19 protein-coding genes are annotated in these 21,528 nt (G+C 70.3%); 13 read left to right on the plus strand and 6 right to left on the minus strand.

The features are described from left to right. Positions 1 to 174 precede the first annotated feature (174 nt). From JUB13_RS01740 to JUB13_RS01750, 3 genes are all read left to right on the plus strand, one after another. Positions 175 to 1,650 carry a hypothetical protein gene (locus JUB13_RS01740; protein WP_207476665.1) on the plus strand — a complete coding sequence of 492 codons (1,476 nt, stop codon included), beginning with the start codon at positions 175 to 177 and terminating at the stop codon, positions 1,648 to 1,650. A gap of 64 nt (positions 1,651 to 1,714) precedes the next feature. Beyond that, positions 1,715 to 3,034: an FAD-binding oxidoreductase gene (locus JUB13_RS01745; RefSeq protein WP_207476667.1), complete on the plus strand. Its 1,320-nt coding sequence runs from the start codon at positions 1,715 to 1,717 to the stop codon at positions 3,032 to 3,034. Between the two features lie 111 nt (positions 3,035 to 3,145). Next, a complete protein-coding gene (locus tag JUB13_RS01750; protein WP_207476670.1) occupies positions 3,146 to 4,927 on the plus strand; it encodes an ABC transporter ATP-binding protein in 1,782 nt (593 codons plus the stop codon). Between the two features lie 77 nt (positions 4,928 to 5,004). Here JUB13_RS01750 and JUB13_RS01755 read toward each other — a convergent pair whose 3' ends face one another. Continuing rightward, entirely contained in the window at positions 5,005 to 5,760 is a 756-nt protein-coding gene (locus tag JUB13_RS01755; protein ID WP_207476672.1) for a hypothetical protein, read from the minus strand. Positions 5,761 to 6,101: 341 nt separating this feature from the next. Here JUB13_RS01755 and JUB13_RS01760 point away from each other — a divergent pair, with 341 nt between their 5' ends. The 10 genes from JUB13_RS01760 (at position 6,102) to JUB13_RS01805 (ending at position 16,070) form a co-directional block, all read left to right on the plus strand. Beyond that, entirely contained in the window at positions 6,102 to 6,584 is a 483-nt protein-coding gene (locus JUB13_RS01760; protein ID WP_207476674.1) for a hypothetical protein, read from the plus strand. Positions 6,585 to 7,084: 500 nt separating this feature from the next. Next, a complete protein-coding gene (locus JUB13_RS01765; protein WP_207476676.1) occupies positions 7,085 to 7,507 on the plus strand; it encodes a response regulator in 423 nt (140 codons plus the stop codon). A 67-nt stretch (positions 7,508 to 7,574) separates the two neighbouring features. After that, complete coding sequence (locus tag JUB13_RS01770; protein ID WP_207476678.1) at positions 7,575 to 8,114, plus strand: response regulator; 540 nt, start codon at positions 7,575 to 7,577, stop codon at positions 8,112 to 8,114. 1 nt (position 8,115) lies between these two features. After that, complete coding sequence (locus JUB13_RS01775; protein ID WP_207476680.1) at positions 8,116 to 8,970, plus strand: TetR/AcrR family transcriptional regulator; 855 nt, start codon at positions 8,116 to 8,118, stop codon at positions 8,968 to 8,970. Between the two features lie 300 nt (positions 8,971 to 9,270). After that, a complete protein-coding gene (locus tag JUB13_RS01780) occupies positions 9,271 to 10,110 on the plus strand; it encodes an alpha/beta fold hydrolase (protein ID WP_236024650.1) in 840 nt (279 codons plus the stop codon). Between the two features lie 177 nt (positions 10,111 to 10,287). After that, entirely contained in the window at positions 10,288 to 11,016 is a 729-nt protein-coding gene (locus JUB13_RS01785; protein WP_207476684.1) for a fimbrial biogenesis chaperone, read from the plus strand. Next, positions 11,013 to 13,559, plus strand: a complete 2,547-nt coding sequence (locus JUB13_RS01790) for a fimbria/pilus outer membrane usher protein (RefSeq protein WP_207476686.1) — start codon at positions 11,013 to 11,015, stop codon at positions 13,557 to 13,559. Before JUB13_RS01785 ends, JUB13_RS01790 begins: the two co-directional genes overlap by 4 nt. Then, positions 13,556 to 14,497, plus strand: coding sequence for a spore coat protein U domain-containing protein (locus JUB13_RS01795; protein WP_207476688.1), 942 nt, complete (start codon positions 13,556 to 13,558; stop codon positions 14,495 to 14,497). Before JUB13_RS01790 ends, JUB13_RS01795 begins: the two co-directional genes overlap by 4 nt. An 11-nt stretch (positions 14,498 to 14,508) precedes the next feature. After that, on the plus strand, positions 14,509 to 14,985 hold the full coding sequence (locus JUB13_RS01800) for a hypothetical protein (protein WP_207476691.1): 477 nt from the start codon (positions 14,509 to 14,511) through the stop codon (positions 14,983 to 14,985). 38 nt (positions 14,986 to 15,023) lie between these two features. Further along, on the plus strand, positions 15,024 to 16,070 hold the full coding sequence (locus JUB13_RS01805) for an MBL fold metallo-hydrolase (protein WP_236024651.1): 1,047 nt from the start codon (positions 15,024 to 15,026) through the stop codon (positions 16,068 to 16,070). Between the two features lie 29 nt (positions 16,071 to 16,099). On the opposite strand, the gene JUB13_RS01810 is transcribed toward JUB13_RS01805, so the two are convergent. The 5 genes from JUB13_RS01810 to folP all read right to left on the minus strand — a co-directional run bounded on the left by JUB13_RS01810 (position 16,100) and on the right by folP (position 21,527). Next, positions 16,100 to 17,467, minus strand: coding sequence for a PQQ-dependent sugar dehydrogenase (locus JUB13_RS01810; RefSeq protein ID WP_207476693.1), 1,368 nt, complete (start codon positions 17,465 to 17,467; stop codon positions 16,100 to 16,102). Beyond that, complete coding sequence (locus JUB13_RS01815; RefSeq protein WP_207476695.1) at positions 17,464 to 17,904, minus strand: DUF2231 domain-containing protein; 441 nt, start codon at positions 17,902 to 17,904, stop codon at positions 17,464 to 17,466. Before JUB13_RS01815 ends, JUB13_RS01810 begins: the two co-directional genes overlap by 4 nt. Before the next feature lie 208 nt (positions 17,905 to 18,112). Continuing rightward, entirely contained in the window at positions 18,113 to 18,904 is a 792-nt protein-coding gene (gene thiD, locus JUB13_RS01820; RefSeq protein ID WP_207476696.1) for a bifunctional hydroxymethylpyrimidine kinase/phosphomethylpyrimidine kinase, read from the minus strand. After that, positions 18,901 to 20,268: a phosphoglucosamine mutase gene (gene glmM, locus JUB13_RS01825; protein WP_456237105.1), complete on the minus strand. Its 1,368-nt coding sequence runs from the start codon at positions 20,266 to 20,268 to the stop codon at positions 18,901 to 18,903. Before glmM ends, thiD begins: the two co-directional genes overlap by 4 nt. 131 nt (positions 20,269 to 20,399) lie before the next feature. Next, a complete protein-coding gene (gene folP, locus JUB13_RS01830; RefSeq protein ID WP_207476700.1) occupies positions 20,400 to 21,527 on the minus strand; it encodes a dihydropteroate synthase in 1,128 nt (375 codons plus the stop codon). Position 21,528 lies beyond the last annotated feature (1 nt).

Raw genomic sequence — 21,528 nt, forward strand, 5'->3', positions numbered from 1 at the left:
AACGCGCCTCGTGGGCTTTCCCGTGCCTGCGACGGATCGCCCCGCCACGTCCGCGCGGCGCCTGTCCCGCTTGACGTGACCAGTGGCGTGCCGCGCCGGAAGCCGCGGCCAGGATTGACAGGCGCAGGTCGGCCCGACATACCCGGCGACAGCGCACCGAAACGCGAAGCCTCCATGAAAGCCGCACTGGGAAGAGCCGAGGCCGTCGCCCTCGCGCTGGCAGTCGCCGGCCTCAGCCTGCTGCTTTGGACGGCGGGACGCTTCGAGCCCTGGATCACGCCGGACACCGCGAGCTACTTCGATCTCGGGCCGCTGCCGGAATCGCTCGGGCAGATGCGCAACCCTCTCTATGGCTGGCTCGCGGCACCGTTCATGGCAGGCGGCAGCAGCTTCGCCGCCATCCCCCTGGTCCAGACTGCCCTCTATTTCGGGGCCGTCTGCTTCCTCTACGCCACCGTGCGGACCTATGGGCTGTCGCTTAGGGCGGGCGCGTCGATGGCGGCGGCCCTGCTGCTGGCGAACGTCGTCCTGATCTGGAACAACGCCGTCCATCCCGAGCTTCCCGCGGTCGCCTTCTCGATCGTCGGCGTCGCGCTTGCCTTCCGCATGGCCGCTGGCGGCAGGATCGCATTCCATGCGGTGCCATTCGGGCTCGCGCTCGGGCTTGCCTACGTACTGCGCCCGACCTTCCTCCCGTCCTTCCTGGTGTTCCCGCTGCTCTACCTGGCGCTGGCGCGCCTGCGCGGAACGAAGGCCGGGGCCGGCCGCGTCCTTGCCGTTGCACTGGCGGGCGCGCTGCCCTTCCTCGCCGTGTCAGGGGCTCGTCAGGCTGTTGTGGGCGATTTCAACGTCGTATCCTTCGGAGGCTTCCAGCTCTCCGGCATGGCCGGGCTGATGCTCACCCACGAGATCGCCGGCGAGCTTCCCGAGGACCTGCGGCCACTAGCCCGCGAGATCGTCGACCGGCGCAGCGCGGCCGAGCAACGCGGCGCTGTCATCGCGGTCCCCCGGAACTCGACCGGACAGCGCTCCTTCGTGTCGGCGGCGCTGGGATATTTCGATATCTTCGCACGCACCCATGACGAGGTTCTGTACGGCGTCGTCGCCCCTCTTCGGCACCCGGGCGAGACCTGGGTCGCCTTCGACAGGCGGATGATGCGGCTCTCGCTTGCGACGCTCAGGGCGGCGCCCGAGCGCTACGTCGCCTGGCTGGTCGGCGCAACGACGCGCTTCCTCGGCCATGCGGTGGCGACGAACGCGCCCTTCCTGCTCGCCCTGCTCGGCCTCGCGGTCCTCTTTCCTCTCCATGTCTGGCGCGGCGCACCGGCATCGGCGGGAACGGCGAGCACGCAGGCGCGTCCGGCCATGAGCGCGCAGGTGCATCCGGACATTAGCGCCCAGGTGCGCCTGGACGTGAACGCGCTGCTGTGCCTGACCCTCCTTTACGCGGTCTCGGCCGGCATCCTGATGGTGGTGGTGACCTTCCCGGCGCTGCGGTACATCGATACGGCCGCTCTGTTCCTGCCGACGCTGCCCTTCTACGCGCTCCTGGGCCTCGCCCGCGGGACGCGCCGCAGGCCCGACGTCCCCGCGGCGCGGCAATCAACAAGCGCGGTGAGAAACGAGGACGGCCGATGGATACCTTCATGACCAATCTCCCCGCCCGACCGGCCCCGCGGCCGTTTGCCGTCCACGTGCCGGGGGGCTGCCTGCCATGCGACTGAGCGGCTGGGGGAACTATCCCCGCGCCGAGTGCCGGACCGTCGAGGTGCGCGGCGCCGAGGAGATCGCCGCCGGGCTGGCCGGCCATGCCTCGGCGATCGCGCGCGGCAACGGGCGCGCCTATGGCGACGCGGCTCTGAACCCCGAGGCGACGCTGCTGACACGCCGCCACGACCGGATCCTGGCCTTCGACGGGGAGACGGGGCGCATCACCTGCGAGAGCGGGATCCTGCTGAGCGATCTGCTCGAAATCCTGGTGCCGCGCGGCTGGTTCCCGCCGGTCACGCCGGGCACGCGCCTCGTCAGCGTGGGGGGCATGATCGCCTCGGACGTCCACGGAAAGAACCACCATGTCGCCGGCTCTTTCTGCCGTCATGTCGAGGGCCTGGAGCTGATGCAGGCGGACGGGCGCGTCCTCACCTGTTCGCCCACCGAAAACGCGGATCTCTTTCTGGCCACCTGCGGGGGCATGGGCCTGACGGGGGTGATCGTCACGGCGACATTCCGCCTGCTGCCGATCGCGTCCGCCTGGATCCGCCAGGAGACCCTGCGCTGCGCCAACCTCGCCGAAGTGATGGCGGCCTTCGAGGCCTCGCAGGGCTGGACCTATTCCGTCGCCTGGATCGACTGCCTGGCCGGCGGCACCGCCCGCGGGCGCTCGCTGCTCCACCGCGGCGAGCATGCCTGGCCGGACGAGCTGGATCCCGGGCGCGGGGCGACCCCGCTGATCCTGCCCCCGCGCCCCCGTCGCCGCGTGCCCGCAACCTTCCCCGACTTCGCGCTGACGTCCCTTTCGGTGCGGGCATTCAACGAAATCTACTATCGCGCGGGTCGGCCCGGGACGCAGATCGTCGACTACGACCGCTTCTTCTATCCGCTGGACGCAGTGCTGGACTGGAACCGGATCTACGGCCGCCGGGGCTTCATCCAGTACCAGTGCGTGCTGCCGAAAGCGGCAGGATCCGCCGGGCTCGAAGCGCTGCTGGACGCGATCGCACGCTCCGGCCTGGGCTCCTTCCTCGCAGTGCTGAAGCTGTTCGGGCCCGGCGACGCGGGGCTGCTGTCCTTCCCCATGGAGGGCTACACGCTGGCGCTCGACTTCCCGATCCGCACGCATACGCTCGCGCTGGCCGACAGGCTGGATGCCATCGTCGCGGAGCAGGGCGGCCGGATCTACCTCGCCAAGGACGCCCGCATGCCGCCTGCGATGCTGCGCCAGGGCTATCCCCAGCTGGACCGGTTCCTGACGATCCGACGGGCCTCCGGAGCCGAGCGCTTCTCCTCGCTGCTTTCGAGACGCCTGGAGCTCTGAGCGGCAAGACACTACGCCCGAGGGGATAGGGGTCCCACCAAAGTAATATCGAGTTAACCTTAACGATGGAGGATGGCGCGGACAACGGTCCGCGTCAGGAAAGCCTTCATCATGCCGCAAGCCGCGCCGCACGCGCCCGCAAACGACCAGCACCGCCGCTCCGGGCAGGCCATGCGCCTCTACATGCGGGCCTTCCGCGAGGCGCGGCCCTACTGGCCACATATCGCGGCGGCCCTGCTGATCGGGCTGATGTCGACGCCCATTGCCCTGCTGATGCCGCTGCCGCTCAGGATCGTGGTGGACACGGTGATCGGCGGCCAGCCGCTGCCCGCCGGCCTTGCAGCCTGGCTCCCCGCCTGGATCGCGGACGAGACGCTGATGCTCGCGGTCGGAATGGCGGTCGGGTTCGCGCTGCTCCAGGCGGGGTGGGGCTTTCTCGACTGGACCTTCCGCGAATGGCTGTCCGAGCGCATGGTCCTCGACTTCCGCGGGCGCCTGTTCCGTCATGGGCTGGGCCTGCCGCTCGCGGAGGACGAGAAGGGCAGCTTCGATGCCGTCCAGCGGATCACCCAGGACGCGCCGGCCCTCGTCTGGACATCGCTGTACGGCGTCATGCCGCTGATCGTCGCCGGCACCTCGCTGGTCGGGATGCTCTCGGTGACCTCGATGATCAGCGCGCCTCTGGCGCTGGTGGCACTCGGCACCGCGGTGCCGCTGATCGTGATCATTCATGCCAACCAGAACCGGCTGCGCGACCGCTGGCACGGCGTGCGGCAGGCCGAGAGCGACAGCCTGGCGGTCGTCCAGGAATGCTTCGGCGCCCAGCGCATCGTCACGATCTTCGGACAGGAGCCGCGCGAGCAGGCGCGCTTCCTGAACGCAGGCTGGGGTGCCGCCCGGGCGAAGCTCGCCGTGATCCGGGCCGAAGGGCTGCTCAGCCTTGCCTTTACCCTGGCCGTCGCATTCGGGACGACGGCGATCCTCTATCTCGGCGTGCGCGACGTCCAGGCGGGCGCCCTGACCACTGGCGGGCTGCTGATGGTCATGGGCTACGTCGCCCAGCTCTACGCACCGCTGCAGCAGATCGGCGGGCACATCACGGGCCAGCAGCGCGCCCTGGCCAGCGCCCAGCGCGCCTTCGAGATGCTTGATCGCCGGCATCCCGTGACCGACCGCCCGGATGCGCGCCCCCTCGCCCGCGCGAAGGGCGCCGTGCAGTTCCGCAGCGTCGCGTACCGCTATGGCGGCCGCACGCCGGTGCTTGCCGATGTCAGCTTCGACGTCCCGGCAGGCGCCTGCGTCGGCATCGTGGGGCGCACGGGATCCGGCAAATCGACCCTGCTGAACCTTCTGATCCGCCAGTTCGACGTGGCGGCCGGGCGGATCCTCCTGGACGGGGCAGATATCCGCGACTTCCGGCTGGCCGACCTGCGCGACCAGTTCGCCGTGGTCAGCCAGGAGCCCGTGCTGTTCTCGACGACCATCGCGGAGAACATCGCCTATGCCCGGCCCGGCGCCACCCGGGAGGAGATCATCGCCGCGGCCCAGGCCGCCGATGCCCATGGCTTCATCTCGGCCCTTCCAAAGGGCTACGAGACGCGTCTGGGCGAGCGCGGCCTGACCCTGTCGGGTGGCGAGCGGCAGCGCATCGCCCTCGCCCGCGCCTTCCTGAAGGACGCGCCGATCCTGATCCTCGACGAGCCTACCAGCGCCGTGGACGTGGCGACCGAGGCAGCCATCATCGCGGCCGTCGAGCGGCTGATGCAGGGCCGCACGACCTTCATGATCACGCACCGGCTGTCGACGCTGCGCAGCGCGGATATGGTGCTGCGGGTCGCCGACGGCGGCGTGTCCGAGGATCCCACGGTCCTCGCCGAGTACCGCGCCGCCTAGCACGGGCGGGGACCGCCGGGCGAGACCCGGCGGCCTCACTCCCCTGTCCTCAGTCCCCAGCCTTCACTCCCCGGCCCTCAATCCCCGGCCGCAAGGGTCGGGGGCGAAGGGTGATCGCAACGATCGGCGGCGATGTCCACATAGCCGCGGGCGCCCGGCGACAGCATCAGGCGGTACTCCCGCCCTTTCAAGACGAAGGCGTGCTCGAGGGGCAGCCGTCCCGTGACGGGGGCCGGATCGCCGCCGAGCACAGAGAAATCGACGGTCACCTCGCGCTCCGGGTCGAACCAGGCGGCCCTTCCGCCTTCGCCGCCCGTCCCCGACACCGTGAGCGTCACCAACTCGTCGACGCGGGCCCTCGTGCCCGGTCCGTCGTGGTGGGCGGTGCGCGCGGCCACCCGACGCAGGATCGTCGCGGTGCAGGCGCGCGGCTCGCCGGCTTGGCTCACCACAAAGGCGATGCGCTGCGGCGATAGCCCCTCATGGATCCGCGCCAGGGCCTCGGTCAGGATCGTCTGGACCGGCGGCGGCGCCGCGTCCTCATAGAGCTGGCGGAATCGTTCGGCGCTCGTGGTGGCAGCTTCCAGTTCGGCGGTCTTCTCCGCCAGGTCGGCCTGCAACTCGGCCGTACGCGCAGCGAGCTTCGACGTCTCGCGGTCCAGGCGCAGGACGGCCATCCGCGCGTCGTCGAGTGCGCCTGCAGCGCCAGCAGCGCCCTGCCCATAGCCTGCCAGCGCGCCTGCTCCGGCAACAGCCAGCACAAGGACAGCCTTGAATGCGGCGGGACGTGCCCTCATTGCGCGCTCGCCGCGCGGCTTGGAGCCGAGACCCATCGACCTGCCTCCCTTTCCCATGGCGTGGAGCGGCAGAGATACCGCCCGCACCCAAACGACCAAAGGATGTTGACTGTGACAATATTAGCGCCACCGAACCAATAAAATTCAAGTCACCAAAATTGACTTTCAGTCACTACCCCTGACATACACAGTAGGAACAGAAAGTTCATAATCTTGCCATTTTCCGATTGACTGAAGCATTTGAATGATTGAGGCTTTGGAACCAGAGGCAGTTCCGACGGATAAGAATATTCGCTCCACCGGCGGAAAGCTTCTCTACAAACCCCAGGCAAAATTCTTACCCGGCAGGCGACAAAGGCCCGCCGAAGGAGGATGTCATGGTCCAGGAACGGGTCTGCACCTGCGGCGCACACGGGGGCGGCTCTCACGGGAATGGCATTCGTAAGGACGAGCCGGCCAAGATGGCTTGGGCGAAACCTTGGCGCCGCCTGTTGGCGGCCTTGGGCATCCGCCCGGATGCGGGGCAGCTCAAAGGTACGATGCCGCGCACGGAGTGCACCCCGGGCGAGCCTCAGCAGCGGCCCCGACCGGATCTCCCCTTGGTTGCCGTCCCGCCTGCGGACCTGCTGGGCTGGACGCCACTCGAACAGGCGCAACTGCCCCTGGGGCTGGCGATACGCCTCTATGTCCTGCCGGACCCGCACTTCGATCCGGCTGCGCACCTGGTTCCCTGGTCACAGCCGCGGGGCGTCTCTGGACATGTTGCGTCCGGGCAGGCCCCTGCCCGCCCGCATCTTGCCGAGATCGTCGATCTGGCGGCGCGGCGCCGGCATATCGACGAGAGCCGCCGCGATGGCTGAGGACATTCCCGACCCGCCGAACCGAGGGAGGCACGGGCATCAAAGGATGCACCTCCGGGGCGGGCGGCCTGGGCGTGAGGGGGTACACCGGACGGAGCCAACAGCCTCCCGGAATGCTCCATGGAAACAAGCACTGTTCCTGGGTCCGGAAATCGCTGCCGGACTGTCATTTCGACGGATTGTCTAGAAGGATTGACTTACGGAAGGGCTTTTCAGGCTCCTTAGATGTCAATCTACCAAGAGTACACGCGCTCGCTGCCTAGGCTTCGTTGACATCACGAATCGGAACATCAATAATTCTGTAACGCTTCAGACGCCGCAAATAATAATATTACGGGACAACTATTTACATGTGCCCCGACCAGCCGTCACGAGCGCTACCTTGTCCGAGTCGTCCGACCCGGATAGTTGATTAGTACAAATCGACAATCGATTTCAGCCGGCCTGCAGGGATCCGGGCCGGAGGCCCGTTTCTCAAGGCCCCAGCGGGGAGAGCAGTCATGCGCGTCTTGATCGTGGAAGATGACGTTGTTGTCGCGCTGGCCTTTCGATTGGCCATGGAGAGCCTTGGATTTGAGGTTTGCGGCACCGCACCTTCAGAGAGGACTGCATTGATGCTTCTCGACGAGGTGGCTCCGGACTTTCTCACAGTGGATGTCCGCCTCCAGGCCGGCGACGATGGAATGCGCGTCGCCGAGGTGGCGTGGAACCGCCACGGCCTGCGCTCATTGCTGATCACCGGCGATCCCGCCGCCGTCGATGCCGGCCGCGCCGCGCGGATGCGCGTTCTTGGCAGCCTGTCCAAGCCCATAGGCTTCATCCAGCTCCGGACAACGCTCGAAAACGTCAGAGCCACGCTCTCGGGGCCGGTTGCGCCGCTCCCGCCGCACTTCGCCATGCGGCACACCTCCGCGCACGCCTGACCCCGTCATCGCTCCCCAACCAATGGAAAGGGCGCGGTCGCCGGCTTTCGCCGGGATCGAACCGCGCATGAGCCCGATGAAGATCGTCATTGCTCAGGAAGAGCTGCCGCTTGCCCTCGGACTGGTCGAGATCGTCAGGACCAGCGGGCACGAGGTGGTCGCGATCGCCGCCAACGAGGCGGAGGCGCTGGCCGCCGCGGAATGCCACCGCCCGGACCTCCTGCTGACCGATGTCAGCCTGGGGGGTAGGGCCGATGGTCCGCGCATCGCGGCGACGGTCTGGTCGCATTGGGGGATTCCGACGCTGCTGCTCTGCCAAGCCATCGACGCATCGCTGCTGGGGCGCTTCTCTGAGGACGGGGTGATCGGCTTCATGCCGCGCCCAATCGGCACCGCCATCCGGGGCCTGACTATGATCGAGGTGCAGAACGCGCTCTCCGGCGATCGCTGCAGGGTTCTGCCCGGACCCGCGCTGACGCTCGGCGACTTCCTCGCGACCCAGGCTTTCCGCGCCCATGCGAGAGCGAAGGTCGCCTTGCGCGAGGTCGGTCCCAGACACGGCATGGCCGCCTACGCCACCCCGCACCATGCAGCAGGAGGAATGTGAGATGACCCGGCCCGCGACCGATCGGCCCCTCGACGCTCAGGACACCGCGCCCCGCTATCACAGCCCCCTGCGCGCCGCCCAGGCCGCGGCCACGCGCGAGCTCATCATACGGGCCGCCGTCCGCCTGATCGAAAGCTCGCCCTACGAGGGGCCGACCGCCATCGAGGTCGCGCGCGCGGCCGGGGTGCGAGAGCGCACGCTCTACAGGCATTTCGCGACTAGGGACGATCTGCTCGCCGCGGCCTGGGCCCGGGTCGGCGAGCGGCTGTGGGAGGCGCCGGATGCCTTCACGGACATCGCGGCGATCCCGCGCAAGTCCTTCGCCCGCATGGACGCCCAGGAGGGGCTGACGCTGGCCGCGCTGTTCTCGACCCATGGCCGCACGGCGCGGCGCGACGCCATGGCGGTCGCGAAGACGGCCCTGCGCTACCGGCTGGCCGAGGAGACGGCGGGCCTTCCTTCATGGCGGCGCCAAGACGCCGAGGCGATCATCCGCGTGCTGAGCGACGCCTGGACCTGGATGAGCCTGCGCGAGGAGGGTTTGCCAACGCCGCGGGCTGCCGAGGCCGCCTCCTGGGCTATCGCCGCCATCCTGGACGCGCTGCGCCGCGAGCGCGGCGCCGCCCGGGCGGCTGCGACGGCCGCCGCCGAGGCCGCCGTGCAGATGCGACAGCCACGGGTGCCCCCGACCACGCGCCCGGTGGTTCGCGACATGGCGCGGGACATCGCCCGCGACATGGCCAGCCGCGACATGGCCAGCCGCGACATGGCCAGCCGCGACATGGCAAGCCGCGACATGGCGAGCCGCGATCTCGGCCCCCGTGATCTCGGTCGCGAGGCCGCCATCCGCGACTAGGCCAGGGCAGTCCCGGCCTAGGGACCATCGGTCCGCCGTCCCCACCGATCGCAGCGGGGCGGCGGACGTCGAGGTGGCGCGGAGGCCGGCATCGGCGCGCGCCACGATCCCAAGCCCGCTCCCGCGGCCACGCCCGATCCCGAGGCCGCGCTCCTCCCCCGCCCGACGCTTCCCCGCCCGACACTTCCCCGTCCGAGCCTCTCCCGTCCGACCGCCGCTGGCGCGTCTGGGCGTGCCCGTGATCCTGCCCCTATACTCCCTCCCGTACGGCATCCCCGGATGCCTGCGCAGGAGGGCAGGATGAGCGATCCGCGACACCATTTGCTGGAGCTCGACGGGGCCGAGATCCACCTCGCAGAGTGGGGCCCGCCGGAGGGCGACGTAATCGTCGCCTGGCACGGGCTGGCCCGCAGCGGTGCGGACTTCGCGTCCATGGCGCACGCGCTGGCGGACCGCTTCCGGATCCTTGCGCCGGACACCCTCGGCCGTGGCGCCTCTGCCTGGGCGCGTGATCCCGGCGAGTACCGCTTCGAGCGCTACGAGCGCTTGGCGACGGCGCTCGTTGACCGCTTCGGCCTCTCGCGCCTGCGCTGGGTCGGCACGTCCATGGGTGGCGCGCTCGGCATCCGCCTCGCCGCCGGGGCGCTCGCTGGCAGGATCACGCACCTGGTCGTCAACGACATCGGCCCGGAGCTGCCGAGCGCCGCCATCGAACGCATCCTGACCTATGTCGGAACGCCGCCGGCCTTCGACACGCTGGCAGAACTCGAAACATACCTGAGGCGGGTCTATGCTCCCTACGGCTTCATGTCGGAGGCCGAATGGCGCGCCATGAGCCTGACGTCGTGGCGCCGCCGCGACGACGGACGGCTGACCCTGCACTACGATCCCGCCATCGTGCGGCAGTTCACCGAGGCGCCCGATGACTACGTGCAGTGGGACGCCTGGCGCGCCATTGCCTGCCCGACGCTGCTGCTGCGGGGCGAGGACAGCGACCTGCTGCTGCCGGCGACCGCGGCCGCCATGGTCGAAGCCAATCCGCGTGCGACGCTGCGCGTCGTCCCCGGCTGCGGCCACGCCCCGGCGCTGAACGTCCCCACGCAGACGGGGCCCCTCCGGGCGTTCCTGACCGCGGGCTGAGCCGCGCACCGCAGGAGCGCCCAATCGGACGGGCAGCCACTGCCCGACGGTCGCGGCACCCCGCACGACCGTTCGCCCTCCCTGTTGTCGCACCGCGCCCCACTCCATACATATTGAGCCATATTTAATGAATGTGGCTCAGTCTACCGATTGTCCTCCAGCACGAGTGCCCACCGCATGCTTGCCCATTCGCCGCTCGCCACCGCAGGGTTCGTCCTCGGCCTCCTGGCCGGCATTCCGGCCGCCCAGGCCTTCCGGCTGGTTCCGATCGAGATCGAATTCGCGCCCTCGGGCCGCGGGGCCACGCAGATCGTGCGGGTGGAGAACGACCGCAGCGACCCCGCGGCCATCGAGATCCGGATGATGGGACGCGAGATGACGGCCGACGGTGAGGATCGCCTGACGCCGGCCGACGACAGCTTCGTGGTCCATCCCGCTCAGATCGTGCTCATGCCGGGCCAGGGGCAGAGCGTTCGCGTCCAGTGGGCCGGGCCGTCCGCCCCCGATCGGGAGCTGCCCTTCCGCCTGGTGGCCGAGCAGCTCCCCGTCGATCTGGGAGCAGCGCCGCCTCAGGGCGGCCAGGTCCGGCTGCTTGTGCGCTACGTCGCCTCGGTCTACGTGGCGCCGCAGGGCGCCAGGCCGGATGTCCAGGTGGCGCGGGCCAATTCCGCCCCCGGCGGCATGCTGGAGCTCGTCCTGGTGAACCGCGGCACGGCCCACCGCATCCTTCGCGAGCCCGTCCTGACGGTTTCGGGCGGGGGACGCAGCGTCACGCTCCAGGGCGAGGCGCTGAAGGGCCTCGGCGGCGAGAACATCCTTGCGGGGGTGGAGCGCCGGTTCCTCCTGCCCTGGCCCGGCGGTCTTCCGCAGGGCGCCATCACCGCGTCGCTGAACCTGGCCCCATGACGGCAGGCAGGGGCGGCTTCCGTCCCCTTCGCGTCGCGGCCGTGGCAGTGACGATGGCGCTCGCGCTGTTCGCCCGTGCCTCAGCAGCCCAGACGGCCGCGCCGTCGACGGCTCCGTCATCCGCGCAGGACATTTTCCGGCAGGTCTTCGGCACGCGCGGCAAGGACCGGCCGCAGCCCGCCGCCCAGGCCATCACCGTGCCCGTGCTGGTCGACGGGCGCGATGCCGGCGCGCTGCGCGCCCGGATCGCCGACGATCCGTCCGCCGTGGCCGTTGATCCCAGGGAACTCGCCGAGCTGCTGGAGCCGCTGGCCCAGCCGGACCTTGCCGCCGCCATACGCTCCGTCGAGACCGGGCCGGCCGGAACCGCCCCGCTGGCGGGGATCGCCGCCAAAGACGTCGCGGCGGTCTACGATCCCGGCGAGCTGGCGGTAAAGGTCGTGTTGCGGCCCGAGCAGCGCCGCACCCGGACCATCGATCTCGGGCCGTCGCCGCGCGCCGGAGCGGTCCAGCTCCGCCCCGCCTTCCTCAGCGCCTATGCGAACCTCCGCGCGACCGGCGGCCATCAGGATCTCGCCGGCCCGCAGGACGAGGACGGCCGCCTGCCGCTGCGCCTGACCGCGGAGAGCTATCTGAGCCTCGATTCATGGGTTCTCGAGGCCGCCCTCTTCTACCAGGAGAGCGGCGGAGAGCCGCGCTGGCGCCGCGGCGATGTCCGCCTTGTCAGGGATCTGCCGGAGCACGGCATCCGCCTGAGCGCAGGGGATGTCGGCTATCCCGTCGCGAGCTTCCAGGCCGGCCGCCCCCTTGGCGGCGCCGCGATCGCCCGGGACTTCCTGCTCCAGCCCTACTCGACCTATCAGCCGACCGGGCAGCGGGATTTCGTCCTAACGGAAGCGTCGACGGTGGAGGTCACGGTGAACGGGAGGCCGACGCGGACCTTTCGCCTGGCGCCCGGGCCCTACAGCCTCCAGAACTTCCCGGGAACGAGCGGCACCAACGACGTGCGGATCCGGATCACAGATCCCTTCGGCCGCGACCAGGTGATCGAGTTTCCGTTCTTCCTGGACCGCCAGCTTCTGGCGCCCGGCGTGCACGAGTTCGCCTACGCCGCCGGCGCTCCCTCGTCCCTGCGGCGGGGCCGCATGGTCTACGACGGCGACCGCCCGACGGTGAGCGGCCTGCACCGCCTGGGGCTCGGCGAGACGCTGACCCTCGGCCTGAATGCCCAGGCCGACCCGCATTTCCGGCAGGTCGGGGGCGAGGCGCTGCTCGCGACGGCGCTCGGGACCTTCTCCGTCGAGCCCACGTTCAGCTCCCTCGACGGGACGGGGTCCGACTTCGCGGGCGCGCTGCGCTACCGCGACTACCGCAGCGGAGCCGACTTCTGGCACCGCCGCACGGTCACCGCGCAGGCGACCTGGCGCGGCGCGGATTTCGCCACCCTCGGTACCGACCGCCCCAGCAACACGCAGGCCTGGGACCTGTCGGCCCGCATCGGGCAGCCCGTCGCCCCGGCCGTGACGGTGACGCTGGGCGGCCGGTACCAGGCCAGCCGGTCGGAAACGAGCTCGGATTCCCACAGCATCGAGCTCGGCACCCGGGCGCGCCTGCTGCCCGGCGTCGATTTCGACGTCACGGCCTCGCGCCAGCGCGATGCCACCGGTCGGGACGAGCTTCTCGTCTTCGCAGGGCTTCGCGTGATCCTCGGCGACGCGCGCAACTCCGCGGCGCTGACCTATTCCAGCCCCGAGCACGAGACCCGCGCGCAATGGCGCTACCAGGATCTCGAGCCCGTGCGCTCGCTGAGCGCCAGCCTCGAGGTCGCGCGCGGCGACGAAGGCGACGCCGCCTTCGGGGATGCCGCCTATGTCCACGACCGCTTCGCCGGCACCCTGCGCCACGAGCGGATCGAGCGGCTCGGCGGCGAGGGGCGCCAGGGCGGCTACGACCGGCGCAGCACCGCGACCTTCGCAACCGGGATCGCCTTCGCCGACGGGCATGTCGGTCTCACGCGACCGATCACCGACGGGTTCGCGATCGTGACGCCCCATCCGCGCATCGCGGGCCTCGCCCACGGCGTCGATCCCGCGGGCGAGAGCTATCTCGCGCGCAGCGACTGGCTTGGCCCCGCGGTGGTGCCGAACCTCTCGGCCTACCGCATGCGCGAGGTGCTGGTGGACGTGCCCGAGACGCCCGCCGGCTACGATCTCGGCGAGGACCGCCCCACCCTGATGCCGGGCTATCGCAGCGGCATCCTCTTGCCCGTCGGCACCGATGCGGTCGCCAGCGCGACCGGCATCCTGCGCGGCGCCGACGGCACACCGGTGGCCCTGCAGTCGGGGCGCTTCGTCCCCGAGGCCAGTGGCGATCCCATCGTCTTCTTCACGAACCGCGGCGGCCGCTTCCTCGTCGAGGGGCTGCGCCCGGGGCGCTGGACGCTGGTCCTGCAGGACGGCCGCGCGGCGCGCGTCGAGATCCCGCCAGGGTCCGAGGGCCGCCTCGACCTTGGCATCATCCAACCCGGCACGGTGCAGCCATGACATCGCTTCCCAGGCTTCTCCTCGTCTTTGCCGCGGGGATCGCCGTCATGGCAGGATTTGCCGGCAGGGCGGCCGCCCAGGGTTGCCAGCTCCGCCTGGAAGGGCTCGGACGCATCGCCCTCGCGCGCCCCTACGACCCGTTGGCCCAGCGCGCCGGCGAGCAGCGCGCCGACCTCACCGTGCGACGCGTCTCCGGCGCCTGCGACTTCGCCCTGGGCGCCGGCCCGGGCCAGGCGGCCGGCACATCCCGACACATGAGCCAGGGCGCCTCCCGGCTCGCCTATGGGATCTACACGGACGGGAACCACGGCAGGCCGCTGCGGGATCCCGATACCGGCGGTGCCGACAGCCTGATCCTGGGCCGCTTCGGCGGCCGCGACCAGATCGACCTGGAGATCGCGGTGCTGGTGCCCGACGGGCAGATGGTCGCCGCCGGCCCCTATGCAGACACCGTGGTCTTCACGCTCTACGAGCTCGTGGACGGCGTGCCGGGCCGGGTTCTCGACGCCCGCTCGGTCCAGGTGACCACCATGGTCTCGGCTGTGGCCGGCTTCGAGATCGTCATCGAGGGCGCGCGCAAGGCCCTGCGCGGCGGCCTTCTGGGCAAGCTCGACTTCGGCGAGATCACGCAGGGCCGGCGCCTCGGCTTCGATCTCGAGGCACGCGGCAATCTCGGCTACGATATCGAGATCGGCTCGGAGAACGGCGGCGTGCTTGCCGGCGAGGGCCAGGCGAAGGATTCGACCATTCCCTACCTGCTCACCCTCGACGGACGCGGGCTCGATCTCCGGCAGCCCGCCCAGGTGTCGGCCGCGCCCGCCACGGATTTCGGCCGGACCGTCAACAGCCACCGCTTCGAGGTGGAGATCGGCGATGTCGGCCAGGCTGCAGCCGGCAAGTACCGCGACGACATCACCGTGACGGTCGTGACGCGATGAGGGGGCTACGCATGCTCCGGGTGGCTGGCTTCGCCCTCGCCCTTCCGCTGGCCGCGGCCATGGCGGCGTCCCTGTCTCCCCGGCTCGCCTGGGCCGGGGGATCCAGCGCGGTCATCCAGCTCCGCGGCATCGTCCCCCAGGACTGCTCTGTCTCCGTGCAGGACCGCGGCGTCGTCTTCGAGTTGGGCGCGGCGGCGCAGTCGCGGTCCGTCGCCGCCATCGAGGAGCGCTGCAACGCGCCTGCGGGCTATACGGTGACGCTGAGCTCGCGCAACGGCGGCGAGCTGCGCCCCGAGGGTGGCGCCGGCGCGGGGCTGCCCTATGTCATGACCTACGATGACGCAACGCCCGCGGGCGCCGGCCGCGTCGTGGCGGCGCGTCCGCCGGGTACCGAGACCAAGGACCTCTACGTGGAGACGCGCCCCGCAGACGGCTTGCGCGCGGGATCGTATGACGACACCATCGTGGTGACGGTCGAGGCGAAGTAGCTGCGGCCAGGTGGTTTGGCACGCAGGAGACTTACGCCATGGCAGACCCGGGGCGCCGCTCCGTCCTTCGCCTGCTTGGGCTCGGCGCGGCGATGCCCGTGGCCGGCTGCGCGGCCGGTCCGGCGGGAACCGCCAGCGCGGTCTCGGACCACTTCGACGGGACGCGCTTTCGCAACCTCTACGCCCCCGCCGACAAGGGCTTCGGCGATCTCCTGCGCTGGCGCCTGACGAGCCAGCCCGTGCCCTGGCCGGAGCGGGTGGAGAACGCCGCCTACGCAGTGCCGAACCGGGTCTCGCGCGGGCAGGTCGCCGTCACCTTCGTTGGGCATGCCAGCTTCCTCGTCCAGGTCGGCGGCGTCGCGATCCTCACCGACCCTGTCTGGTCCGAGCGCGCCAGCCCCTTCTCCTTCGTTGGGCCGCTGCGCGTGCGCGACCCGGGGCAGCCGCTGGCCGCCCTTCCCGGCGTCGAGTTGCTGCTGGTCAGCCACAACCACTACGACCACCTGGATCTTGCGACCCTGCGCGAGGTGCAGGCACGCTGGGCGCCGCCCACGGTGACCGGGCTCGGCAACGCGCCGCTGCTGGCCGAGGCGGGCATCGCCGCGACCGAGCTGGACTGGTGGCAGTCGGTGGAGGTCGCCGGCACCCGGATCACCTACGTGCCGGCGCAGCATTTCTCCGCGCGCGGCCTGTTCGACCGGAACCGCGCGCTCTGGGGCGGCTTCGTGGTCGAGGCGGACGGCGCCACGGTCTACTTCGCCGGCGACAGCGGCTACTGCCCGCATTTCGCGGAGATCGGCCAGCGGTTCCCGCGCATCGACCTGGCGCTGCTTCCCATCGGTGCCTACGAGCCCCGCTGGTTCATGACCGCAGCCCATATGAACCCCGACGAAGCCGTGCAGGCCCATCTGGACTTGGGCGGCCCGACCAGCATCGGCATGCATTTCGGCACGTTCCGCGGCCTCACTGACGAGGCGATCGATGCGCCGGTGCACGATCTCGCCGCCGCCCGCGCCGCCCGTGGCGTTGCCGAGGCGTCCTTCGGCGTCCTGGACTTCGGCGAGACGCGGATCGTGAAGGGCTGACGCAAGCAGCCTGCCTGCCGTCGCACGCCTCAGGACGGAGGCGTGCCGGGCGGGCCGCCCTCGGGCGTCTGGACACCTGATGGCGACGGCGCCTCGGCGGAGGGCGACGGGGACGCGGGAGTGACGCGCCAGATCGTGTTCGAGAGGTCGTCGGCGACGATCAGGGCGCCGCGCGGGTCGACGGTGACGCCGACCGGCCGGCCGTAGGTCCTGCCATCCTCGCCGAAGAACCCCGTCACGACGTCGACCGGGGGACCGGCGGGGCGGCCATCGCGGAAGGGAACGAAGATCACCTTGTACCCGCTCGGCACGCTCCGGTTCCAGCTTCCGTGCTCGCCGACGAACACCCCGTCTGCAAAGCGCTCGCCCATCGCGGGAGTGGAAAAGGCGACGCCCAGCGCGGCGACATGAGCGCCCAGGCTGTAATCCGGCTTGATCGCCGAGGCGACCTTCTGCGGATCCTGCGGCTGCGCCCGCGGATCCACGTTCTGCCCCCAATAGCTGAAGGGCCAGCCGTAGAAGCCGCCTTCGCGGACCGAGGTCAGGTAATCGGGGACGAGGTTCGGGCCGAGCTCGTCGCGCTCGTTCACCACGGCCCACAGCGTGCCCGACCCTGGCTGAACGGCGAGGGCGGTGGGGTTGCGAAGGCCAGTGGCGTAGGGCTTGTGAGCCCCCGTCTGGGCATCGACCTGCCACACCATCGCGCGGTCGGCCTCGGCAGGCATGCCGCGCTCCGTGATGTTGCTGTTCGAGCCGATGCCGACGTAGAGGAACCGTCCGTCCAGGCTGGCGGCCAGAGCCTTGGTCCAATGATGGTTGATGTGGGATGGCAGATCGGTGACCTTGATCGGCGGTCCTTCGGCGCGGGTCTGCCCGTCGCGGTAGGAGAACCGCACAAGGGCATCCTGGTTCGCGACGTAGATCTGGCCGTCGACCAGCGCGAGCCCGTAGGGCGCGTTCAGGCTGTCGGCGAAGACGGCGCGCTCCTCGTATGTGCCGTCGCGGTTGGCGTCGCGCAACAAGGTCAGGCGATTGCCGCTCGGGACCGAAGTAACTCCCTTTGCCTTGATGAAGCCGGCGATGACGTCCTTCGGCCGCAGCGTCGGCGCAGCGCCTCCTCGTCCTTCCGCGACGAGGACATCGCCGTTGGGCAGGACGAGAGTCTGGCGCGGAATGCCGAGGTCGGTAGCGATGGCTGTGACGGTATAGCCATCCGGTACCCTCGGCCGGTGATCGCCCCACGGTGCGGGATTGGCGATCTTCATGCTGGGAAGCAGCCCGTGCTGCTGCTCGGGAAGCCGCGGATCCGGGCCATATTCCACCGGGGCCGGATCGCCATCGCAGGCGGTCAGCAGGGCGAGGGTCGCGGCGGTGGCCAGGAGGCTGGACGATCTCATTTCATTTCTCCGGCGCGAAGGCTGGCCGGACGAAGGCTGGAGAAGCCGATCCAGGTCGCCAGGATGGCAAGCACGGTGACTATGGCCGACAGGATCACGCCGTCCGGCATGGTCCCCCAGGCGTCCCGCGCGTGGACGAAAGAGTTGACGAGACCGAGCACGAAGGTCGCGAGCAGCAGCAGAAAGTAGATGAACGGGCGGCCCCGCCTATCCGCGCGGATAAGGTCGATGAGCGACCACAGGAGCGCGAGGCCGGTAAAGACCATGCCGCCTGCGATCAGCCAGGCGGAGAAGTTGCTCCACTGGATCTCGTAGCTCCGGGTATAGGCGACGTCGCTGAGCAGGCCGCCCAGGAACAGTGGAATGGTGGCCGCGAGCAGCACTGCATGAACGGGCTGGATCGCCCTTGGCGGTCTATGATCGTAGATGGCAGCCACGGCGTCTTCTCCTCGGCCCTGCGAGGCCTTGCGCCGGCGCACCGCACGGTGCTCCTGCGAAAGCCCGAACGCGAAGCCAACAGGCCAGCGAGCGAAATGACGCACGCGCCGCAGCGCAAATGCACACGCAGGTTGCTTTTTCGGGGCGGCGAAGGCGGTTCGCAGGTGAAGCCGGCCTTGCGCCGGATCAGGAGCCTCGCCGAACGCCTCAGGCGTCGAGCGGCCAAGCGTGGTTCAGCGGGCCGTGCCCCTTGCCGAAGCCGGGTGCCGTCTCGATAGCGCGGACGACGTAGGCGCGCGCCCGCGCGACCGCTTCGCCGAGCTCCAGCCCCTGGGCGATGCCGATCGCGATGGCCGAGGCGAGCGTGCACCCGGTCCCATGGGTATGAGGGCTGTCGAACCGGCGGGAGGAGAAGCGTTCCTCGCCGTCCGCCGTGACGAGCAGGTCGGTGAGCGTGTCGCCGGGCAGGTGCCCGCCCTTCAGCAGCACGGCGCCGGGCCCCATCGCAAGCAGGCGCCGCGCGGCCTCGCGCATGCCCGAAACATCCGAGATCCGCAGGCCGGTCATCACCTCGGCCTCGGGCAGGTTGGGCGTCACGATCGCGGCGCGCGGGAGAAGGCGCCGCTCCAGCGCCTGCTGCGCATTCTCCTGCAGCAGGCGGTCACCGCCCTTCGCCACCATCACGGGATCGACCACCAGGGGGATGCCGGGATGCTCACCCAGCACGGCGGCGATGGCCTCGATCACCTCGGGCGTATTCAGCATGCCGGTCTTCACGCAGTCCGCGCCGGTGTCGTCGAGCACGACGCGCATCTGCTGCGCCACGAATTCGGGCGGCACCGGCAGGACGCCGAAGACACCCTGCGTGTTCTGAGCGGTGAGTGCGGTGATGGCGGTCATGGCGAAGCCGTTCAGGGCCGTCACCGCCTTGATGTCCGCCTGTATGCCGGCGCCGCCCCCGGAATCCGACCCCGCGGCGATCAGCACCCGGCCTTTCATGCGACGTTTTCTCTCGCCTTGGAGACCTCCTGCACGGCCTCCACGATCTCGCCGACCACGGCCTCGACCAAAGCGCGGTCATCGCCTTCGGCCATTACGCGGATCAGCGGCTCGGTGCCGGACTTGCGGATCACCAGCCGTCCGGAAGCGCCCAGCCGCGCCTCGGCAGCGCGAATGGCGTCCTTCACGCGCGCCTCCTCCAGCGGCTTTCCGCCCCCGAAGCGCACGTTCTTCAGGAGCTGCGGCACCGGATCGAAGACACGGCAGACCTCGCTGACGGGACGGGCCTGCCGCTGGACCACCGCCAGCACCTGGAGCGCCGCGATCAGCCCGTCGCCGGTGGTCGTGTAGTCGTTCATCACGATGTGGCCGGACTGCTCCCCGCCCACGTTGAAGCCGTTCTCGCGCATGTGTTCGACGACGTAGCGGTCGCCGACCGGCGTGCGGGCCAGCTTCAGCCCGGCGGCCGCGAGGCTCCGCTCCAGGCCGAGGTTCGACATCACGGTGGCGACGATGCCGCCGCCGCGCAGCCGTCCGTCCTCGGCCCAGGAGCGGCCGATCAGCGCCATGAGCTGGTCGCCGTCGATCTGCTGGCCCTTCTCGTCCACCATGATCACCCGGTCCGCATCACCATCCAGCGCGATCCCGAGATGGCAGCCCTGGGCGACGACCTGCTCCTGCAGCATGGCGGTCGCCGTGGCGCCGCAGTTCAGGTTGATGTTGGTGCCGTTGGGCGACACGGCGAGCGGAACCACGTCGGCGCCGAGCTCCCACAGGACCGTGGGCGCGACCTTGTAGGCGGCCCCGTTGGCGCAGTCGATGGCGACGCGCACGCCGTCGAGGCGCAGCCCCCGCGGGAAGGTCGCCTTGGCGGCCTCGATGTAGCGGCCGCGCGCGTCCTCGAGCCGCTGCACGCGGCCGAGCGCCGAGGGCGGCGCAAGCTCACCGGCGAAGGGCTGCTCCATGCGGCGCTCGATCTCGAGCTCGACCTCGTCCGAGAGCTTGTAGCCGTCGGGACCGAACAGCTTGATGCCGTTGTCCTCGAAGGGATTGTGCGAGGCCGAGATCACCACGCCGAGATCGGCGCGCAGGCTGTGCGTGAGCAGCGCCAGCGCCGGGGTCGGCATGGGGCCGACCGTGACCACGTCCATGCCCATGGACGTAAAGCCGGCCACCAGCGCCGGCTCCAGCATGTAGCCCGACAGCCGCGTGTCCTTGCCGATCACGGCCAGATGGCGGTGGCTGCCGCGGCGGAACTGCACGGCCGCCGCCATGGCCACGCGCAGGGCCGTTTCCGCCGTCATGGCCCCCGTGTTGGCGGTGCCACGGATCCCGTCGGTCCCGAACAGCTTGCGCGACATGATGCCCTCTCCGGATTGGTCCAGCCGTTATACCGAGCCGGCGGCGTGATTTGAACCGCCCGCCCGCGGCAGCCTTTCCCTACCCCGAAAGATCACGGGCCCTGGCAGGGTCCAAAAAGCGTCCGTACAGAGGATCAGCCAGCGCCGTGCAGGCCGCGCCACATGGCGAAGGCCTGGAAGGTCTCCGCGACGTCGTGCACACGCAGGATCTGGGCGCCTTGGTCGACGGCGGCAAGGCCCGCTGCCACCGAGCCAGCGATGCGGTCCTTGGGCGGCTCCTCGCGCGACAGGCGGCCGATGAAGCCCTTGCGCGAGAGCCCGACCAGCACCGGCAGGCCGAAGCCGTGGAACATCGTTGTCGCGCGGATCAGCTCCAGATTGTGCGCCGTGCCCTTGGCGAAGCCGATGCCGTAGTCGACCGCGAGGTCGGCATCGGCCATGCCGGCTGCCCGGCACGCCTCGATCCGGCCGGCCAGCCAAGCCATCACATCCGTTGCGACATCGTCGTAATGAAGCTCGTTCTGCATGGTGCGGGGCTCGCCCCGCATATGCATCAGAACCGTCGGCGCGCCTGCCTTCGCAACCAGCGGCAGCGCGTCCGGATCGGACAGGGCCGTCACGTCGTTGACGATGCGCGCGCCGGCCTCGAGCGCCGCGCCCATGGTCCGCGCGTGGCGCGTGTCGATGGACACGACGGCCCCGCGCTCGGCGAAATGCCTCACGACCGGGACGACGCGGCGGATCTCCTCCTCGGGGGCGACGGGATCGGCGCCGGGGCGCGTGGACTCTCCGCCGACGTCCAGGATGTCCGCCCCGGCCGCCAGCATCGCGGCGCCGCGCTCGATCGCCTGGCCGTGATCGAAGAAGTCCCCGCCATCCGAGAAGCTGTCCGGCGTCACGTTCAGGATCGCCATGATCCGCGGGCGGTCCATGGACAGGCCGCCGAAGTCCGGACGCGGCCGGACCAGCCGGTCGAGGTCATCGTCCAGGCCCTGCGCACGCACCCAGCCCCGCAGCTCCGTCAGCGGAACCAAGGCGCGGGACATCTCCGTCCCCTCGCGCAGGATCACCTCGGCCGCCGTGAAGGCCAGGGGCCCGCCCGCCAGCGGCAGGGCCGTGCCCGCCTCGACGGCACGGGCAGCGGTGCCGCCGCCGAGAATGCCCAGCGGCCGCAGGAAGACGCGGGCGCCGGGGGGTATAGAGACGCGAAGGCCCCGGGTCTCCCCGGGGCCCTGCGCCGGCTCCTGGCCGGAAAGGCTCATG

Origin of the sequence: Arenibaculum pallidiluteum (assembly GCF_017355985.1) — a bacterium.
Classification (GTDB): domain Bacteria; phylum Pseudomonadota; class Alphaproteobacteria; order Azospirillales; family Azospirillaceae; genus Arenibaculum; species Arenibaculum pallidiluteum.

Bases quoted from the DNA above. Each gene is read 5' to 3' on its own strand.
- JUB13_RS01740 (WP_207476665.1), top strand. From the start codon at position 175: ATGAAAGCCGCACTGGGAAGAGCCGAGGCCGTCGCCCTCGCGCTGGCA.
- JUB13_RS01745 (WP_207476667.1), top strand. From the start codon at position 1,715: ATGCGACTGAGCGGCTGGGGGAACTATCCCCGCGCCGAGTGCCGGACC.
- JUB13_RS01750 (WP_207476670.1), top strand. From the start codon at position 3,146: ATGCCGCAAGCCGCGCCGCACGCGCCCGCAAACGACCAGCACCGCCGC.
- JUB13_RS01755 (WP_207476672.1), bottom strand. From the start codon at position 5,760: ATGGGTCTCGGCTCCAAGCCGCGCGGCGAGCGCGCAATGAGGGCACGT.
- JUB13_RS01760 (WP_207476674.1), top strand. From the start codon at position 6,102: ATGGTCCAGGAACGGGTCTGCACCTGCGGCGCACACGGGGGCGGCTCT.
- JUB13_RS01765 (WP_207476676.1), top strand. From the start codon at position 7,085: ATGCGCGTCTTGATCGTGGAAGATGACGTTGTTGTCGCGCTGGCCTTT.
- JUB13_RS01770 (WP_207476678.1), top strand. From the start codon at position 7,575: ATGAGCCCGATGAAGATCGTCATTGCTCAGGAAGAGCTGCCGCTTGCC.
- JUB13_RS01775 (WP_207476680.1), top strand. From the start codon at position 8,116: ATGACCCGGCCCGCGACCGATCGGCCCCTCGACGCTCAGGACACCGCG.
- JUB13_RS01780 (WP_236024650.1), top strand. From the start codon at position 9,271: ATGAGCGATCCGCGACACCATTTGCTGGAGCTCGACGGGGCCGAGATC.
- JUB13_RS01785 (WP_207476684.1), top strand. From the start codon at position 10,288: ATGCTTGCCCATTCGCCGCTCGCCACCGCAGGGTTCGTCCTCGGCCTC.
- JUB13_RS01790 (WP_207476686.1), top strand. From the start codon at position 11,013: ATGACGGCAGGCAGGGGCGGCTTCCGTCCCCTTCGCGTCGCGGCCGTG.
- JUB13_RS01795 (WP_207476688.1), top strand. From the start codon at position 13,556: ATGACATCGCTTCCCAGGCTTCTCCTCGTCTTTGCCGCGGGGATCGCC.
- JUB13_RS01800 (WP_207476691.1), top strand. From the start codon at position 14,509: ATGCTCCGGGTGGCTGGCTTCGCCCTCGCCCTTCCGCTGGCCGCGGCC.
- JUB13_RS01805 (WP_236024651.1), top strand. From the start codon at position 15,024: ATGGCAGACCCGGGGCGCCGCTCCGTCCTTCGCCTGCTTGGGCTCGGC.
- JUB13_RS01810 (WP_207476693.1), bottom strand. From the start codon at position 17,467: ATGAGATCGTCCAGCCTCCTGGCCACCGCCGCGACCCTCGCCCTGCTG.
- thiD (WP_207476696.1), bottom strand. From the start codon at position 18,904: ATGAAAGGCCGGGTGCTGATCGCCGCGGGGTCGGATTCCGGGGGCGGC.
- folP (WP_207476700.1), bottom strand. From the start codon at position 21,527: ATGAGCCTTTCCGGCCAGGAGCCGGCGCAGGGCCCCGGGGAGACCCGG.